The following is a 16349-nucleotide window of genomic DNA, read 5'->3' on the forward strand; positions in this document are numbered from 1 at the left end:
CTGCCTCACAGTCCGAGGATCGTCGAGGCGATGATGCCGCGCTGCACCTCGTTGGATCCTCCGTAGATCGATGTCTTGCGATAGTTCAGATAGGTGGCGGTGCTGCGGCGCGCCCAGTCGGCGTTCGACTCGTCCTCGCGGGCAATCGAATCCGGTCCGGCGATGTCGACGAGGAGTTCGGTGACGGCCTGCTGGAGCTCGGTGCCACGCAGTTTGAGAATGGACGACACCGGGTTCGGTTTGCCGTCGGCGGATCCGGCCGCGACGCGCAGTTGCACGAGTTCCAGTGCCAGCAGCTCGTTTTCGAGTTCGGCGAGGCGGGTGGCGAACAGCGGATCGTCGAGCAGGGTGCGGTCGCCGAGGCGGGTCTGCTTGGCGTGTTCCTTGGCGAGCCACAGCCGGACCTTCGTCTGGCCGACGGCGGCGATGCCGGTGCGTTCGTTGCCGAGCAGGAATTTGGCGTAGGTCCAGCCCTGGTTCTCCTCGCCGACGAGCTGGTCGGCCGGCACCCGGACGTTCTCCAGGAACACCTCGTTGACCTCGTGGCCGCCGTCGATGAGCTTGATGGGCCGCACGGTCACGCCCGGGGTGTCGAGCGGGAACAGGAACATGGAGATGCCCGCCTGCTTCTTGGGGGCGTCGGGGTCGGTGCGGGCCAGGCAGAAGATCCAGTCGGCGAACTGCGCGCCGGTGGTCCAGGTCTTCTGGCCGTTGATCACGTAGCTGTCGCCGTCGCGCACGGCGACTGTGCGCAGGGAGGCGAGGTCGGAGCCGGCTTCGGGTTCGGAGAACCCTTGGCACCACCAGATGTCGAGGTTGGCGGTGGCGGGCAGGAACCGCGCCTTGAGTTCCTCGGAGCCGAAGTGCGCGATGACCGGCCCGATCATATTGGTGTTGAAGGTGAGCGGTTCCGGCACCGAGGCGAGCTGCATCTCCTCGTGCCACAGGTGCCGCTGGATCGGGGACCAGTCCTTGCCGCCCCAGGCCACCGGCCAGTTCGGGGTGGCGAGCCCGTGCGCGTTGAGGATGCGCTGGGTGGTGACGAGGTCGTCCTTGGACAGTTCCTGTCCGTGCCGATGCCGGTTGCGGATGTCGGCCGGGATTTCGCTCCGAAAGAACGTGCGCAGCTCGTCGCGGAAGGCGAGCTCGTCGTCGGTGAGCGCTAGTTGCATGCGTTGACCTCCAGTTTCGTGGTTACCCACGCCATCGGCGGAAATGATACACAGAGATAGCCGTGTCTCAAATAGGGTCGTATACTCGACGGTCGACCGGCCCCTCGAAAGGAGCACCCTTGTCCGATCACGACCTCGGTGTCGGCGAACTCATCGCACGCCGGCACCGCGAGGACAGCGCCCCCGGTCGCCGTACGGATCGCCATCGCCTCGCCCTCGTCATCGAGGGCGGCTCCTCGCGCGGGGCCTACTCGCACGGAATGGCCATGGCCATCGAGGAATTGGGTGTGCTGTCCTGCTTCGACGCGGTGTACGGGGCTTCGGCGGGCGCGTTGAACGCGGCCTGGCTGCTGTGCGGGCGGGCGGTGGATTCGAGGCGGGCCTGGAATCCCGAGGTGATCAACCGTGTGATCAGTCCGGCGCGGGCGCTGCGCGGCGGCAAGGTGGTGGACACCGACTATCTGGTGCACACCGTGTACGAGCGGATCGTGCCCATGGATTTCCCGGCGATCCTGGCCAATGCCATCACCTTCCACCCCATCGCCACCGACGCCGACACCGGCGCGGCCGTCGACCTGCATCCGGAACTCAGCGATGTGCGCTCGGTGCAGACGGCGTTGCGGGCCTCGACCTGCCTGCCGATCCTGGCGGGGCGGCCGGTGCGGATCGGAGCGCGGCGTTTCGTGGACGCGGGGCTGTCGGAATCCGTGCCGGTGCGAACGGCGTTGGCGCAGGGCGCGACCCGGGTGCTGGTGCTGCGTACACGCCGGGACGACGAGGCCATGCGGCCCCCGTCGACGGTGGAGTCGCGGGTGGTGGCGCGTTTCCTGTCGCGGCACGCGCCCGGGACCGTCGAGCCGTGGCTGGCACGGGTCGAGCGACATCACAGCGACGAGCGCGATTTCGCCTCCGACCCGGCCGTGCTGCAGATCCGCCCGCCGCGCGACGCACCCGATATCGGCCGCATCGATCGTGACCCCGAGGTGCTGCGGACGGCGCTCATCCTGGGACGCGCGGCGACCGCGCGCACGCTGTCGGAGTTCCTGGCTCCTAAGCTGTCCGCGTGACACGAGCGGAGGGAACGAGAGCGCCGGGCCGACCGGCGTCGGCGAGTCGGGACGATGTGCTCGAGGCGTCCATCGCCGTGTTCCTGGAGGGAAAACGGCTGGACGTCAATGCCATTGCCGCGCAGCTCGGGGTGGGGCGCGCGAGTATCTACCGCTGGTTCGGCTCCCGCGACGGCCTGCTCGGCGCGGCCGTGGCGCGGCAACTGGAGAAGGTGGTGGCTCTGGCCGACCGCCGCACCCGCGGCACCGGCGGCGAGCGGCTCGCCGCCGTGCTGGACCGGACCATCGACCTGCTGGTCGCCAATGACGCGCTGCGCGCCTACTTCGACAACGAGTCCACCGCCGCCCTGCGCTTGATCACGCGCGGTGACGGGACCGTGCACCAGAGCGCGGTGAGCATCGTCGAGCGGCACATCGAGCGCGCGCAATCGGAGGGCTACCAGCCGCCGATCGAACCGGACACCCTCGCCTACGCCCTGGTCCGGCTGTGGGAGGCGTTCCTCTACAACGACGCCGTGGCCGGTTTCCGCGGTGACGTGGACCGCCTGCGCAAGGTCCAGAACGCGCTGCTGCGAACCTGATTCAGAGGTTCGCGATCAGCGGGACGAGCTGTTCGGCGGAGGTGCGGGCCCCGTGGTGGCCCAGTAGAGCGGATTCCAGGGGTTCGAGGGCGGGCCGGATCAGTGCCGCCTGATTCTCGGCCACGGCGATGAGATCGCCGATGCGGTGGGCGATCACAGGTGTCGGCGGGGTCGGCCCGAACCAGTGCTCGTCGAGGGCTTGTTCGCGGGAGACGACGGTGGCGTGCGGCGACAGTTCCCCGGTCCAGGCCGCGCGGACATCGGCGAGGGCATGGGGGTGTTCGAGATAGACGTGCCGCACCCGCGCCTCGCCGCCGATCAGGCGGACGCCCCGGTGCAGGGCGGGGAGCGCGTCGAGGTCGATGGCATTGTCCACGTGGATCATTCCGTGATCGCCGGTGATCAGCAGTGTGCAGCTGGACGGCAGGTCCGCGAGCAGGTCGGCGACCGCGGCGTCGATCTCGGCCAGCACCGCCAGCCACTGCGGCGATTCGGGGCCGTACAGGTGCCCGTTGGCGTCGAGGTCGGCGAAGTAGGCGTACGCGAACCGCGACGCCGTCCCGGAATGTTGTGCGACAGTGAGGATTCCGGCGCGCAGATCGTCGAGGTTCGAGGCCGGGTGCAGGGTGCCCGGGGCGCGGAAGGCGGCGCGGGTCAGTCCCGAGGCGCGCTGGTAGCCGGGAATCACGTAGTGCGGTTCGATCCCGTGGGCGGCCAGGTCCTCGAGCCGGCTGGCCTGCGGCTGCACCGATTCCGGCGGGTAGGCCTCGACGGCGGTGTCGCCGGTGGCGCTGTCGAGGGTCCAGCGCAGCGAGTTCAACAGCCGCACTCCGTCGCCGTCGGGCAGCGCGAAGCTGTAACCGATGATGCCGTGGGTGGCGCAGGGCGCGCCGAGCGCGAGGCTGGTCAGGCTGGTCGAGGTGGTGGCCGGAAAGCCCGCGGTGAGCGTGGTGCGGACGTGGGCGGCGAGGGTGGGCGCGAGGTCGCGGTGGCGGGCCAGCAGTTCCGCGCCGAGGCCGTCGATGAGCAGGACCACGACGTCCCGATTGGGTGCGATGGCCAGCGGATTCGGCTGATCGAGTCCGAAGGAGGCGGCGACGGAGGGCAGGATGTCGGCGAGCGTGTGCGGACTGGCCCCCGCGGGTGTACCGGGCATGAATCGACTCTATTGGGCCAATGGTGGATCTCGAGCTCAGAATCCCGGCGGCGGCGGCAGCCGGCGTTCGCGCGGGACGAGCAGGAGCAGCAGGGACAGCAGCAGTCCCCCGGCGACCAGGTACAGCCCCCAGGTGCCGGAGAGCAGATGCCGGTAGTCGGTGCGGAGTTCGTGGTCGAAGCGCTGGTCGAGCCGCCAGCCCAGGACGCCGAGTCCGGCCAGTCCGGCCAGCACGCCGATCCAGCCCACGATGCGGGACCCGGTCAGCGCGGCCACCAGCACCACCGCCGCCACCCCGAGCAGTCCGATGGCCAGCGAGGTGACGAAGCTCCCCGACTGCGCCCCGATCTGACCCATGGTCCGACCTTGCTCGAAGCCGTTACGCAGGTCGGTGAACTGAACATTCCGCGCGTCGACCGTGCCGATGAGCGGACCGAAGACCCCGACCGCCACCGCGACGGCGGCGGCGAACAGCAGTAAGTGAACGAAAGTGCGCATACTCCACGGTATTGCGCGGACGGTCCCCCGGCACGCGATCGAACCTTACGGTCCGAAACACACCGGAGGACCGGCGGATGAATCAGGCGCGACGATCCACCGCGGCCCACGCGGCCACGGCGACCACACTCGACACCACGGCCACCGACGGCCACGCGCCGATCTTCTTGGCCAGCGGGTGCGAGGCGCCCATCGCGCCGATGGCGAGCCCGGTCAGCGCGGCCGCGCCACCGGTGCCGACGGTCTTGCGCCACCGCGGGAACGCGGCCGCGGTTCCTGCCGCGAACACCGCCCCGCCGAGTTGCCGCTTCTTGGTGGCCTGGGCGAGCGCGAAGCCGCCGGTGAGTCCACCGGCCGCGAGCAGCGACGTCGGTACCGCGGGAATCCCAGCCATTTTCACAACCTCCAACAGATACGAGCGAACGACTACCACTCCGACGGTAACCGGAGCCGATTCCACCGTTTCTCCGGGGCGGTGTTCGCCCCTCAGTCGCGGTCCGGGTCTGCGAGCAGTGAGCGGTTCAACTGGTCCTCGCTGATCGGCGGAACCGGCAGCGGGTGAGCGGCTTCCGCCCGTAGTCCGTCCAGGATCAGCGCCAGATTGCGCCGCCACGCCTCGGGGGCGATGCCCGCGGTCTGCTCGACCACCCGCGTGTGCGACCAGGTGATGAAGGCGATGTCCTCGAGCGCCCAGTCCGCCCGCAGCACCCCGGCATCCTGTGCGCGCGTGATGATTTCACGCATGACGGCGTGGCCGCGATCGCGCTGGGCGGCGATCTCCGGACTGGGCGCGGCACGCAGCGCGAGCTCGTTGAGCAAGCGGTCGTGAGCCTGTAGCTCACAGATCTTCTCGACCAGGTACACGAACGAATCCCACGGATCATCCACGGCCAGAGCGGTTTCCGCGATGCGCCCGCCCGCCTCGATGCGGTCCTCGACCGCGGCCGCGATCAGGTCGTCGCGCGCGGGGAAGCGGTTGTAGAGGGTGCCGATGGCCACGCCCGCGCGGGCGGCGATCTCCTTGAGGGGCGCGTCGAGCCCGCGTTCGGCGAAAACCTCACGCGCCGCGGTCACCAGCGCGTCGCGATTGCGGCGGGCGTCGAGGCGGAGCGGTTTCTGGGCGGGCATGCGCCGATCCTACAAATCGGGGTCACGATTTATGTTGAGCATGGGTTCAACTTAATGCTAGCATCGTCGCTGTAACTTGAACCATTGCTCAACTTAGCGAGGAGCGAGCATGAGCAAGACCATCGCGATCTTCGGTTTCGGCCCCGGCCTCGGCATGGGCGTCGCGCGGCGCTTCGGGCGAGAGGGGTTCCGGGTGGCCGTGATCGGCCGCGGCCCCGACAAGGCCGATCGGCACGTGACCGACCTGAAAGCCGAGGGCATCGAGGCTCAGGCCTTCCCCGCCGACGTCACCGCCGCGGACCAGCTCGACGCGGCCATCGCCACCATTCGGCGGACCTTCGGCGACATCGACGTCGCACTGCACGGCGCGGCCGCCGGAATGACCGACCGCTCACCCTCCACCCGCGCCGTGGACCTCGCGGCCCTGCGCGTTCCCATGACCCTGAAGCTGCACTCCCCCATCCTGATGACCCGCGCCCTACTGCCCGCCATGCTCGAGCGGGGCACCGGCGCCCTGCTGTTCTCCTCGGGCTCGCCCGCGCACGGCGTACTGCCCTATCTGGCCAATTTCGGTGTGGCCCTGGCCGCGCAGCGGGCCTACGTGCTGCAACTGGCCGAGGAATTGCACGGCACCGGCGTGCACGTCGGGCTGATGAACATCGGCGTGCTGATCGGCGACAGCGAGGCGGAGCGCATGGTCGACGAGCACCCCGAGGTGGCGCCGCCCGGCGTCAGCATCCCGCGCATGACCAGTAGCGAACTGGGCGAACACTATTGGGACCTGTACACCCGCCGGGATCGAACCGAAGTGGAGATCGGCTTCTGATCCGACGCCCTCAACAGGTCAGCGGATGCCCGGGGTCGCGGGGTCGACCCCGGTGCAGCCGAGGATGAAGCAGCCCGGCGGCCAGTCACCGAACGGCGGGTACAGCGGTTTGCCGAGGCATTCCAGCAGGCCGCAGCCCGGGTAGGCCATCGGGCCCAGGCCCAGGGCGGCGAGGGTGGCGTCCGGGTTCATGAACATGGGGTCGGTGATGGCGGCTTCCGGGCGCTGGATGTAGGGGCCGGGGTCGGGGAGGGTGGGGGTGCGGAAGGCCGTGGTGAGGCCGCGCAGGACGTCGTGGGGAAAGCTCACCGCGCCACCGGGAACCGTGACGCCGGTCCAGCTGACCAGGAGGCCGAGGCTGGGGACGATGAAGTTGTCCTGGCGCATCATGCCGGCCATCTGGAGGGCGTCCTTGGGGAGGCCGGGGAAGAGGTCCTCGCAGTCGGGGCCGTTGACGGTGATCAGGAAGCCGTAGCAGGGGTTGACGCCTTGGGAGGTGGTGGCCTCGGCGAGGTAGGCGGCCGGGATCACTTGGCGGCCGCGCCAAGTGCCGCGATTGACGAGCAGCAGGCCGAGTTTGGCGTAGTCGTCGGGCGGGAGCACCAGGTGGGCGTGCCCGTAGGTGTTGCCACTGCGGTCCCGCGCCCACAGGTAGTCGGATTGCCGGATGCCCAAGGGGTCGAAGAGGTTTCGTTGCGCGTAGGCCTGGAAGTCCTCGCCGACAGCCCGCTGGATCACGTATACGAGCAGGTCGACGGCGCGTTGACTGTACTGCCAGGTCTCCCCTTGCGGATGCAGGATGGGCATGGCGAGGGCCTGCGCGACCACGTTCGGGTCGAGCCGCGCCACCCCGGTGATGCCTTCGGAGGCGATGGCGATCTCCATGCCGGAGGTTTCGGTCAGCAGGCTGCGCACGGTGATCGCGCGATGCTCGGCGTCACCGAGCCCGGCGGGCAGGTAGCCCCCGATCGGATCGTCCACGCGCAGCAGGCCTTCGCCGGCCGCGATCCCCGCGACCATGGACACGACGCTCTTGGTGCCGCTCCACAGGTTCCACGGGACGCCGCCCGCCCGCTGATTGGTGGGTCCGGCCGCGATCAGGCAGTTGTTGCGGAAGACCTGGACGGTGAAGCGGGTCGGGTCGGAGGCGAAGTCCACCGCGCGCCGCAGCGCGTCCGAATCCAGTCCCACGTCTTCGGCGGTCGCGGTTTCGGGCTGCCTGCCGTCGATGACTTCACAGTGCCGCAGACCGTCCGGCTCCGCTCCGGCGACGGGCGCCGCGAACGAGGTCAGGGCGGCCGCCATCACCACCGCCAGGATGCCTGTCAGGAAGCGCGCCACTCGATCCTCCGTTCTCCGATGAATCCGCTTGGCTCATCGGAGAATCGGCGGGCGCGATTAGCTCTTCCCGGCCCGTGACTTTCGGGGGCGCAGGTTTTCGGGGCAGCCGATCAGCGGGTGTCGACGGTGGCGAACGCCGCCCAGATCAGCGGGGAATGCTCGATCGCCCCGGTCGCGCGCCAGGCGGCCAGATGGGTGCGTTGCCAGGCATTGAGGGCGGCGACCGGATCGGCGGTCTCGTGCGCGGAGTCGATGGCGCACACGGCTTCCTGGAACGGGTGCACGGTGTCGGGGATGCCGGAGAACCGGCGGAACGCCAGATCGGTGGGCAGCGGCCAGCGGCCCGCCGTCACCAGTTCCGCGCCGCCGGTGAGCATGGCCGCCACCAGACCCAGTGGTTCGGCGAACCGGAGGTCGCCGCCGCTCTCGCAGGCGATGAGGGCGACCCGGCTCGGGATCGGCCAGATCTCGGGCCCGGTTCGCGGAACCGCTTCCCCGCCAACGCCGTCGCCCGCAGCGCCGAGGTTGTTCGACCGCGAGCCCGCGGTGAGCGCGTGGGTGCCCAGCAGCAGATCCCGTGCCGAGAGCGGCCGATGGTCGCGGTAGGCGGGCGCGCAGCCCGGGCTGGCGGCGGTGCAGGACAGGTGCAGGGTGGCCGATTCGCTGCGGCCGGATTCGGGGGCGGCGGCGGTGACGTGGCCGACGTAGAGCAGGCGGGCCGCCCCGGCGTGCAGGGCGCGGCTCAGCCAGGCGCGGTCGACATCGGTGCGGCGGAACGCCTCCACCGGTTCGGCGACGGGCGGGGTGAGGCGGCCGGCGGCCGCGTGGTCGGCGACCAGCGTGGCCAGCGGGGCTGCGGCGGAATCCATCCGGCCGAGGACGGAGCCGAGGGCGGAGTCGGCGCGGAAGCCCGGCACGCGCGGGTCGAGCACCGCGACGACGGGCAGGTCACGGGTTTCGGTCCATGATCGCGCGATGCGGGCTGGTGCGTGAACGATGCCAGTCGGGGCGAGGACGCTCACATCGGCGATATCCAGCAGGCGCACATCCGAGTCGGGGGCGATCAGTTCCCAGGGCAGTTGCGCGGTACGCGGCGACGGCTGAATCCGGACGTGCGGTCGAATACCCCGCACGTAGAACTCGTGCAGTGAAACGGCCAGGTTGTAGGGCAGCAAAACCGACGAGAGGTACTGCACCAGACCGTTTTCCGCCTCAGCCGTCGCCAGTTCACCAGTGGTGAGCGCATTTTCGAGCCCACCGGCGGTTCCCGGTGCGGGCAGGGCGGCGGTGAACCGCCTCATGGCCGCTTCGACCTGGTCTTCCGGAACCACCCCGACTCCGGCGGGCGCGCTGTCGTCGATCCAGCGCCAGGTCAGGTAGAGGTCGCCCGCGTCCGCCATCCGGACCAGCACGGTGGGCGTCATGCGGGGATCACGCGGTCGGTGCGGACGCGGCGGCCGTAGCGTTGTTCGGCGGCGTCGAGCCAGGCGGACAGGGCGATATGGCCGTCCGGTCGCACCGCGATCCGAGGCGGTGGCGTCACGGGCAGTCCCGCCCCCGCCGCCACGGCCGCGAGGGCGGTGCCGAGTTGCAGCGCGTCCTGGACGGCGGCCGCCGAGTCCGAGGGCGGATCGAAGGGTTCGAACAGGTCCAGCGGTGCGGGCGGGTCCGTGGCGAGCCGGTCAATGTCCAGGTTCGTGCCCGCGCACTGATTTTCGATGAGGTCGGCGACCAGCCGGGCGTCTCCGGCCAAGTAGGCGTATCGGAAGGCCAGCCGCAGGGCGGGATTCACGATGCGACGGTTCCAGCTGTCGCGTTGGGTGCCGTCGGGCAGTTCGTAGCGGACGGCGTCCAAGGCCAGTGCGGCCGGGACCGCCAGATCCACCGCGCGCGCCAGCAGGCCCGGCACGTGCGCGACGAGCGGCTCCAGGAGTCCCGCGTGCCAGTAGTCGAGCTGGGCGCAGTGCAGCCCGAGGCCGCGCGCGGCGTAGGTGGCGCGCGCCGCCGCCAGCTCGGATTCACCGTCCTCGTAGCGTGCCGCCGCGAAAGCATTGGTGGCCAAACGAAGTCGTACGTCTGCCGCCTCGACCACGGCGTGCGACTCTTCGAACCGATGCAGCGCCGCACGGTACCGATCGTCCGCCGTCCCCGTCCGGCCGCGCCGCTCGGCGATGAACCCCATGACCTTGAGCCCGATGCCCGCGCGATGCGCCATCCCGGCCGCCTCGAAATACTCCTGGGAGGCGGCCAGCAGCGGTTCGGCCTCGTCGAAAGCGCCTGTGCGCGTGTGCATCAACGCCAGGTTCTGCCGTGTCTCGGCGACCCCGCCGGGGTCGGCGACGGCTTCGAAGGCGGCCAGCGCCTGCCCGGCGAAATCCTGGGCCAGCTCCCAGCGCCCGGTCTCGAAGTGCGCGGCGGCCAGGTTCATCAGCGGATGCCCGGCCTGCTCGGGCCCGAACCGCCGTGCCGCGTCCAGTGATTCACCGGCCAGCTCCAGTGCCCGCCACCACTGCTGCCGGTGCAGGGCGATCGCCGTGGCGGACACCAGACACGCCAGCCGCAGATCGCCCGGCGCGCCCTCGTACCCGAGCACCTCCCGAGCCTGTTCGAGGGCCGACTGCGCCCCGTCCAGATCTCCGAGGTTCTGCAACGCCTGCGACAACCCGATCAGCGCGCCGGGATACATCCTGGGCGCGTCCTCCGGCATCTGCGCGAGCGCTTCCCGGAACCGCGCCGCAGCCCCGGCATGATCCCCCAGCCGGTCGGTCACCACCGCGACGTCCACCAGCGCGCACAGCCGCAGGTCCCCCTGCTCGACCGAGGCCGCCCGCTCGAATATCCGCAGCCCCTCCAGCAGTTCACCGCGGGCCACGGCCTCCGCCCCGGACCGCAGCAGCGGACTCTCCCCCGCGTTCTCGTCGATACCCGCACTCATGTTCAGAAGTCCGATTCACCTGCGGCGGCGTCGATTTCGGCGAGCAAGGGCGCGAACGGACCGTCGTCACCGACCCGGGTCGACGCCGTCCGGAGCCGTTCGGCCGCGAAGTCGCGAATTCGCTGACGCACCGCGTCCTGCGCCGCCTGCGGGTCAGCGTCGATGTCGGGCCCGAAGCCAGGGACTCCGATGGAGACAGCCACAGTGGAAGCCGGTGCGGGCAACTCGGATTCGCCGATCCAGCTGTCGCCGCCCGGACGCAGTTCGGTCAGCAGTTCACCACGCCCGGTGTCGACGCGGGCCCACGGCCGCAGGTGCTCGGGCACGGCCGCGGGCAGCTCCGGGTGAGCGGCTACGGCAATGACGACGGTGGTGGCCCCCGCCTCCCGCAGGACCTGCCAGGACACCGCGGACTCGGAGGCGTCGACCAGGCCGGGCGGGCAGTGCCGCCAGTCCCAGCCGCCGGTGCCGCGCGCCAGCACCAGAGCGCCTCCGGACCGGTCCGCGTCGCCGGCCGCCAGCGCGTAATCCGAGGCACGCGAGGAGCTCTCCACGGATACGCGGATACTGGGCGCCACGGCGTCCGCCCCGTCCACCACGGACTCGCACTCCTCGGTGAGCAGCGCGATATCGCGGTCGAGCAGCACCGGATCGAGGGCGGCGATGCCGTCGAGGACGGAGGCGGGCCACCAGCGGGACGCCCAGTGCGCGTAGGCGAGTCTGCGGGCACTGACCACCAGCGCGGGGAGCCCGGGCGCCGCCGCCGCTTCGGTCAGGCGGTGGCCGCGGGGGTCCACCGAGGCGCGCCGGGCCGCGCGATCGAACGTATCCGCACCGGGCAACCCGTCGTCCATGCCGGTCGGCTCGTCGCTGGGAGCATCCGGACCGGCTGCGGTGGTGCCGAATTCGACAAGATCCCCCGAGAGTTCGCGGGCTCGCGGCCGCACGGCGTCGAGCGCGGTGGCGACCGGCTCGCCGTACAGGGCCCACACCCACTCCTGGGCGGCGTCGACGTCGTCGATGATCGCGACGGGGAGTTCCTGTGCGGCAAGGACATTCCAGGTCAGGAGGCCGCCGACTACTTCCAGCACCATGGTGTCGGGTCCGGCGGGCGAGACGGCCGGGGATCCGACCGGGACGATGCCACGCACCGCGCCGGGGCGGCGGTCGATGATGACAGTCGAGTTCGTCATCCCGCCCTCGATTCCAGATCCTCGTGCTCGGCGGTCGCGGTGGCGGCCAGGGCCTTCCGCACCCGCATGCGGTGGTCGAGGATGACCGATCGGGCGACTCCGTCGAGCAGGTCCCACAGTTCGTCGGCGGCGTACACCGGAAATTCCCGCACATCGCGTCCGTGCAGCCGCGGCCACAGCCTGCGTAGGTAGGGACGCCACGGCACCCTCAGGTCGGCGGCAATGGCGCCCAGCGGCCCGTCGGCGGCACCCACGTGGACCGCCATCCGCCGAGCCTGCAATACGTAGGCCTCGCGTTGCCACCGCCCGTTGATCAGCCGCGCGGCCGCGCCACCGGTGGGATCCCCCGAATCGATTGCGGCCCCGGGGTCTCCGGTGATGGCGCCGGGCGAACTGGCCGCGTCACCGATCGCACCTGTTCGGGCCTCGGGCGGAACCATGCCCCCGCCATTGCTGTTCGGCCCGTGTCCACGGTGGTCACCGAGGGGCCGCAAGGTGACCGCCAGGGTCGCGCCCGCGGCGGCTGCCACCCGCAGAGATTCGTCCAGCAGCGCCCAGGGCGCGCACGCGCGGGCGACCTCGGCGTCGACCAGTTCCGGGATCGGGGGCAGGTCGGCGCGTTCGCTGGAGGCCTGGAGGACGGTGAAGACCCGCTCGTGAATGGTGCGGTCCAGCGGTAGTCCGAGCGTGGCGGTGGCGGCTGACGCGCCGACTCCGGGCGGTTGCGGCAGCGGGTACAGGGTGAGGCCCAGTTCCTGTGCGGTACTGCCGATCCCACCGTCCCAGAGCCGAATACCCGTGTGCGTACCCACGGATGCTTCGACAGCGTCATCGAGGTCGGGCGGATCATCCGCATCGTCGAATCGGGTTGCGGCGCAGGCGTCGACGAGTTCGCCGAGCAGATCCGCGTGATCGGGCACGTCGGTCAGCGGCCGTCGCCGCCACGCGGTGTCGATCAGCTCGGCCACGTCCTCGGACCGCTCCGGTTCGGACAGGTACTCCCGCAGCGCCTGCGTGGTGCGTCCCGCCGTGACCCCGTGGATCTCGCGCAGTGCCGCTTCGGCGGCGGGCCGGTCCCGCACGGGATCCGGCCGACCCGAGACGGTGGCCAGTTCGAAACAGCGCTGGAAGTACAGGTCCTGCGCATTGCCCTCGGTGATGCGCAGCGCGCGCCGGGTCTGCTTGAGCAGCGTGAACCAGGCGGCGGTGGCGGCCAGGACGTCGGCGGCGGCGTGGACCCGGGCGGCGAGCAGCACCGCGCCGTCGGCGCTCAGCATGGCCCCGGCGCAGGCCGGGTGCTGGACGGGCCGGATCACCAGGGGATCCAGGATCAGCTTGACGGTGCGCCGGAGGGGCCCGCCGTGGGGTCCGCTCAGGGGTTCGACACCGGCGAGGCGGTGCCAGACCTCATCCAGCACCATGGCCCGCGGTCGTCGCATTCGCCCACGTTATCGCAGTTTCCCGGGCCCGCGCGCCTCGGAAGTTGGGATCGGTAGGCGGGGTGCCGATTCCTACTGTTCTGACATCGGTTCCACCCCGGAGCCACCATCACGAGAACGAGGAATGACCATGAACACCAAGCCGATCCGCCTCACCACCGCCGTCCTCGCCGCCACCGCCGCGGCCGCGCTGCTGGTGACCGGTTGCAGCTCCGGCAATTCCAAGTCGGGTTCGCCCACCACCGCCGCGACCTCCGCCGCGCCGGGTTCCGCGACTCCCGCCGGCGGCGCGTCGTCCGCGTCGGTGGACGGCAAGGCGATCAGCGGCAAGTTCGACACCACCTGCGTGAAGCAGGCGGGCACCCTGGCCCTGGCGCTGGCCGACCAGAGCAACGCCACCTACGGCACCCTCGCCGCCAGCGCCACCATCACCGGCGACAACACCGTGCAGGCGGTCGGCATCACCGGCACCAAGGGCGGCGCCAACGGCCAGCCGTACGCGGTGGGCTTCGGCAACGGCATGCCGGGCGGTTCGGCGAAGGTCACCAAGAGCGGCAACACCTACACGGTGTCCGGTGAGGGTGTCGGCGGCGTGGACCTGTCGAACCCGATGGCGGGCCCGAAGACCGAGAAGTTCGAGATCGTCTTCGCCTGCTCCACCATCGTCGGCTGACCCGGCCCCGCTGTTCTCCCCGCTCGCGCCACCGGGCGCGAGCGGGGCCGACAACCACCACGACTTCGAATCAGGAGAAGCACATGAAGAACCAAATCCGTTACAGCGTCCTCGCTCTCGGCGTCCTGGCCATCGGCTACTACCTGTGGCACGGCCTCACCGCCGATGACGTCTTCGGCTGGGTGGGCCCGCAGATGGCCCTGCCGATCATCGCCCTGACCATCATCCCGATCGTCTTCGCCTTCACCGGTGACGGCATCATGTCGGCCTTCACCGGCACCAACAGCTCCCAGTTCCGTGACGGCCTGGTGGGTCTGGGCACGGTCGAGAGCGTCCGCCAGACCGGCGTCTACCTCAATGAGCAGCCGCAGGTGCGCATCGACTTCCGGGTCGAGGGCGCCGACGGCAAGGTGTTCGCCTCGCACGCCAAGCTGATCGTGCCGCTCACCCAGCTGGCCCTGCTGCGGCCGGGCGTGGTGCTGCCGGTCCGCTACCTGCCCGACAGCCTGGACAAGGTCGAGGTGGACCTGTCCGGCGACACCTCGGCGGCGCAGGACGCCATGAACGCGGCCATGATCCGCAAGGGTTTCACCACGCCCGCCAAGCTCGATATCGCCCGGCGCGGCACCGCGGCGCAGGCGGTGGTCCGGTCGCTGTCGGTGCCCGGCGAGATCCGCGACGGCTACACCCGTCTCGACCTGGTCCTGGTGGTCACCCGCCCGGACGGCACCACGTTCGAGACCCGCACCGAGAAGTTCCTGCCCCCGACGGCGGTCTCGCTGGTCCAGGTCGGCCGCATCGTGGGCGTCCACTACCTGCCGGAGAACGAACAGGAGGTGGTGCTGTCCCTGCCCGTCAACGCCGCCGGATGATGAACGACCACCTCGAATCCCCCAGAGCCGCAGGCCTTGCCGCCCGCGGCTCTCGTGCTGTGTCACGGACGTTCGTAGCACCCGTCGATCCGCGCCCGCGCCCGCAGGCCGGTAGTCCCGACCAGGCCAGCCGTCACAACCCCATTGCCCGGCGATCACAATAATTCGGAAACGAACTGTGTGGTCGCTTTTTCTGGTACCTATAACTCAGCGACCAGGTTGCCTAATTGAATTCGAAATGCACTTCTACCAGCACGGAAGAAGGAGCGATGAGAATCAGGCGATTTACCGCATCCGCCGTGCTCGCACTCGGAGCAACGGTATTGACGGTCGGCACCGCGGTGGCCGACCCCGCGCAGTCGGATCCCGGACCGGGTATCGCGGTCCAGGTCGACGAGGTATCCCCGACGCCCCCGGCCGCCGACACGAACGTGCAGCCCGTGGACGACTTCGACGTGATGCGTCAGTGCAATGCCATCCTGGGCGCGCTGGTCGGCGGCGTCATCGGTGGCAGCGGCAGTGCTCTGCCCGGCGCGTTGATCGGTGCCGGCATCGGCGCCCTCATCGGCTGGACGCTGATCACCCCGCCCGGACCGCCGTTGGGCTGCTGGCAGCCCGCGCCTCCGGCCTGACGGCCGCGGCGGTTCACCCCGGCGTCACCCAGGGGACGCCGGGGTCGCGCCCTGCCCACCGAGTTCGATGCGGAACCCGGTGGGGGTGGTCGCGGTGTGGGCGCGGAAGAACTTGGTGAAGTTGGCCGGGTCGTCGAAGCCGAGGTGACGGGCGCAGTCGGCCGTAGTGGCGGGACCCTGTGCGAGCAGGCGTTTCGCTTCCAAGGTGACGCGCGCGTTCACGTACTGCTTGGCGGTGACCCCGGTGGCGGCCTGCACGGCGCGGGAGAGGGTGCGCGGCGAGTAGCCGAGTTGCGCCGCGTACCAGGACACTTCGCGGGTGTCGGCGTGACAGCGTTCGACCAGGCGCGCGAACCGGCCGAAGAGGTCGGTGGGTTCCGGCGGCGTCGGCAGGGCCGCGGACAGCCGCAGGGTGACCGCGCCGAGCAGGTGCCCGAGGATGGCGGGGTCGGGCGGATCGGCCGCGTATTCCCCGGCCAGGTGGTCGAAGGCGCTGTCGGTCAGGGCATTCGCGGCCACGATCGGGGGCGTGGACGGCAGCCGTCCGAGCACCGCGGCCGGGACCAGGTCGGAGCGCACCAGCACGAGATCGCCCTTCAGGTCGGCGATGTCGTCCCAGCGATGCGTCCAGCCGGGATGGATCCAGGCGATGGTGTCGGCGGTGATCTCGTGTACCGCGAAGTCGACGGTCAGCCGCCCGCTGCCCGCGGTGCACCGGGCCAGCACGTGGAAGTCGCCGCGAATGGTCTCCCGGCCCAGCGCCACGGACATGCCGCGGAGCCGGTCGAAGTCCAGCAGTTCGAGGCCGGTGGGGGTACCGGCCCTCGGCGCGTACC

At 70.5% G+C, this 16349-nt stretch carries 17 protein-coding genes; 6 read left to right on the forward strand and 11 right to left on the reverse strand.

Features of this window, described 5'->3' with window-relative positions; all coding sequences use genetic code 11:
- Positions 1 to 5: 5 nt before the first annotated feature.
- A complete protein-coding gene (locus tag ABZ382_RS09680; RefSeq protein ID WP_357086301.1) occupies positions 6 to 1172 on the reverse strand; it encodes an acyl-CoA dehydrogenase family protein in 1167 nt (388 codons plus the stop codon).
- Between the two features lie 119 nt (positions 1173 to 1291).
- Between ABZ382_RS09680 and ABZ382_RS09685 the strand changes: the two genes are divergently transcribed.
- Together ABZ382_RS09685 and ABZ382_RS09690 are read left to right on the forward strand one after the other, a co-directional pair.
- Positions 1292 to 2239, forward strand: a complete 948-nt coding sequence (locus ABZ382_RS09685; RefSeq protein ID WP_357086303.1) for a patatin family protein — start codon at positions 1292 to 1294, stop codon at positions 2237 to 2239.
- Positions 2236 to 2820, forward strand: coding sequence for a QsdR family transcriptional regulator (locus tag ABZ382_RS09690; protein ID WP_357086305.1), 585 nt, complete (start codon positions 2236 to 2238; stop codon positions 2818 to 2820). Before ABZ382_RS09685 ends, ABZ382_RS09690 begins: the two co-directional genes overlap by 4 nt.
- A gap of 1 nt (position 2821) precedes the next feature.
- Here ABZ382_RS09690 and ABZ382_RS09695 read toward each other — a convergent pair whose 3' ends face one another.
- The 4 genes from ABZ382_RS09695 to ABZ382_RS09710 form a co-directional block, all read right to left on the reverse strand.
- Positions 2822 to 3976: a nucleotide pyrophosphatase/phosphodiesterase family protein gene (locus ABZ382_RS09695; protein ID WP_357086307.1), complete on the reverse strand. Its 1155-nt coding sequence runs from the start codon at positions 3974 to 3976 to the stop codon at positions 2822 to 2824.
- A 36-nt stretch (positions 3977 to 4012) separates the two neighbouring features.
- Positions 4013 to 4474, reverse strand: a complete 462-nt coding sequence (locus ABZ382_RS09700) for a hypothetical protein (RefSeq protein WP_357086309.1) — start codon at positions 4472 to 4474, stop codon at positions 4013 to 4015.
- Positions 4475 to 4556: 82 nt separating this feature from the next.
- Positions 4557 to 4868: a hypothetical protein gene (locus ABZ382_RS09705; RefSeq protein ID WP_357086311.1), complete on the reverse strand. Its 312-nt coding sequence runs from the start codon at positions 4866 to 4868 to the stop codon at positions 4557 to 4559.
- 92 nt (positions 4869 to 4960) lie between these two features.
- Positions 4961 to 5602 carry a helix-turn-helix domain-containing protein gene (locus tag ABZ382_RS09710; RefSeq protein WP_357086313.1) on the reverse strand — a complete coding sequence of 214 codons (642 nt, stop codon included), beginning with the start codon at positions 5600 to 5602 and terminating at the stop codon, positions 4961 to 4963.
- Positions 5603 to 5711: 109 nt separating this feature from the next.
- Here ABZ382_RS09710 and ABZ382_RS09715 point away from each other — a divergent pair, with 109 nt between their 5' ends.
- Positions 5712 to 6428, forward strand: coding sequence for an SDR family oxidoreductase (locus tag ABZ382_RS09715; protein ID WP_357086315.1), 717 nt, complete (start codon positions 5712 to 5714; stop codon positions 6426 to 6428).
- Between the two features lie 18 nt (positions 6429 to 6446).
- On the opposite strand, the gene ABZ382_RS09720 is transcribed toward ABZ382_RS09715, so the two are convergent.
- The 5 genes from ABZ382_RS09720 to ABZ382_RS09740 form a co-directional block, all read right to left on the reverse strand.
- Complete coding sequence (locus ABZ382_RS09720; protein ID WP_357086317.1) at positions 6447 to 7769, reverse strand: serine hydrolase; 1323 nt, start codon at positions 7767 to 7769, stop codon at positions 6447 to 6449.
- A gap of 110 nt (positions 7770 to 7879) precedes the next feature.
- Positions 7880 to 9193, reverse strand: coding sequence for a hypothetical protein (locus ABZ382_RS09725; protein WP_357086319.1), 1314 nt, complete (start codon positions 9191 to 9193; stop codon positions 7880 to 7882).
- Positions 9190 to 10704: a tetratricopeptide repeat protein gene (locus tag ABZ382_RS09730; RefSeq protein ID WP_357086321.1), complete on the reverse strand. Its 1515-nt coding sequence runs from the start codon at positions 10702 to 10704 to the stop codon at positions 9190 to 9192. The genes ABZ382_RS09725 and ABZ382_RS09730 overlap by 4 nt, the downstream gene beginning before the upstream one ends.
- A gap of 2 nt (positions 10705 to 10706) precedes the next feature.
- Positions 10707 to 11897, reverse strand: coding sequence for a hypothetical protein (locus ABZ382_RS09735; protein ID WP_357086323.1), 1191 nt, complete (start codon positions 11895 to 11897; stop codon positions 10707 to 10709).
- Positions 11894 to 13318, reverse strand: coding sequence for a hypothetical protein (locus ABZ382_RS09740; RefSeq protein ID WP_357087316.1), 1425 nt, complete (start codon positions 13316 to 13318; stop codon positions 11894 to 11896). The genes ABZ382_RS09735 and ABZ382_RS09740 overlap by 4 nt, the downstream gene beginning before the upstream one ends.
- A gap of 148 nt (positions 13319 to 13466) precedes the next feature.
- Between ABZ382_RS09740 and ABZ382_RS09745 the strand changes: the two genes are divergently transcribed.
- From ABZ382_RS09745 to ABZ382_RS09755, 3 genes are all read left to right on the forward strand, one after another.
- Positions 13467 to 14009: a lipoprotein LpqH gene (locus ABZ382_RS09745; protein WP_357086325.1), complete on the forward strand. Its 543-nt coding sequence runs from the start codon at positions 13467 to 13469 to the stop codon at positions 14007 to 14009.
- Between the two features lie 83 nt (positions 14010 to 14092).
- Positions 14093 to 14881: a hypothetical protein gene (locus tag ABZ382_RS09750; RefSeq protein ID WP_357086327.1), complete on the forward strand. Its 789-nt coding sequence runs from the start codon at positions 14093 to 14095 to the stop codon at positions 14879 to 14881.
- Between the two features lie 299 nt (positions 14882 to 15180).
- On the forward strand, positions 15181 to 15513 hold the full coding sequence (locus tag ABZ382_RS09755; protein ID WP_357086329.1) for a hypothetical protein: 333 nt from the start codon (positions 15181 to 15183) through the stop codon (positions 15511 to 15513).
- A gap of 24 nt (positions 15514 to 15537) precedes the next feature.
- On the opposite strand, the gene ABZ382_RS09760 is transcribed toward ABZ382_RS09755, so the two are convergent.
- Positions 15538 to 16284 carry a helix-turn-helix transcriptional regulator gene (locus ABZ382_RS09760; RefSeq protein ID WP_357086331.1) on the reverse strand — a complete coding sequence of 249 codons (747 nt, stop codon included), beginning with the start codon at positions 16282 to 16284 and terminating at the stop codon, positions 15538 to 15540.
- Between the last annotated feature and the right edge of the window lie 65 nt (positions 16285 to 16349).

This window comes from Nocardia sp. NPDC005825, from assembly GCF_040630175.1.
Classification (GTDB): Bacteria; Actinomycetota; Actinomycetes; order Mycobacteriales; family Mycobacteriaceae; genus Nocardia.

Coding starts and splice junctions, on each gene's coding strand:
- ABZ382_RS09680 (WP_357086301.1), bottom strand. CDS start 1,172: ATGCAACTAGCGCTCACCGACGACGAGCTCGCCTTCCGCGACGAGCTG.
- ABZ382_RS09695 (WP_357086307.1), bottom strand. CDS start 3,976: ATGCCCGGTACACCCGCGGGGGCCAGTCCGCACACGCTCGCCGACATC.
- ABZ382_RS09700 (WP_357086309.1), bottom strand. CDS start 4,474: ATGCGCACTTTCGTTCACTTACTGCTGTTCGCCGCCGCCGTCGCGGTG.
- ABZ382_RS09705 (WP_357086311.1), bottom strand. CDS start 4,868: ATGGCTGGGATTCCCGCGGTACCGACGTCGCTGCTCGCGGCCGGTGGA.
- ABZ382_RS09710 (WP_357086313.1), bottom strand. CDS start 5,602: ATGCCCGCCCAGAAACCGCTCCGCCTCGACGCCCGCCGCAATCGCGAC.
- ABZ382_RS09715 (WP_357086315.1), top strand. CDS start 5,712: ATGAGCAAGACCATCGCGATCTTCGGTTTCGGCCCCGGCCTCGGCATG.
- ABZ382_RS09725 (WP_357086319.1), bottom strand. CDS start 9,193: ATGACGCCCACCGTGCTGGTCCGGATGGCGGACGCGGGCGACCTCTAC.
- ABZ382_RS09730 (WP_357086321.1), bottom strand. CDS start 10,704: ATGAGTGCGGGTATCGACGAGAACGCGGGGGAGAGTCCGCTGCTGCGG.
- ABZ382_RS09735 (WP_357086323.1), bottom strand. CDS start 11,897: ATGACGAACTCGACTGTCATCATCGACCGCCGCCCCGGCGCGGTGCGT.
- ABZ382_RS09740 (WP_357087316.1), bottom strand. CDS start 13,318: ATGGTGCTGGATGAGGTCTGGCACCGCCTCGCCGGTGTCGAACCCCTG.
- ABZ382_RS09745 (WP_357086325.1), top strand. CDS start 13,467: ATGAACACCAAGCCGATCCGCCTCACCACCGCCGTCCTCGCCGCCACC.
- ABZ382_RS09750 (WP_357086327.1), top strand. CDS start 14,093: ATGAAGAACCAAATCCGTTACAGCGTCCTCGCTCTCGGCGTCCTGGCC.
- ABZ382_RS09760 (WP_357086331.1), bottom strand. CDS start 16,284: ATGTCCGTGGCGCTGGGCCGGGAGACCATTCGCGGCGACTTCCACGTG.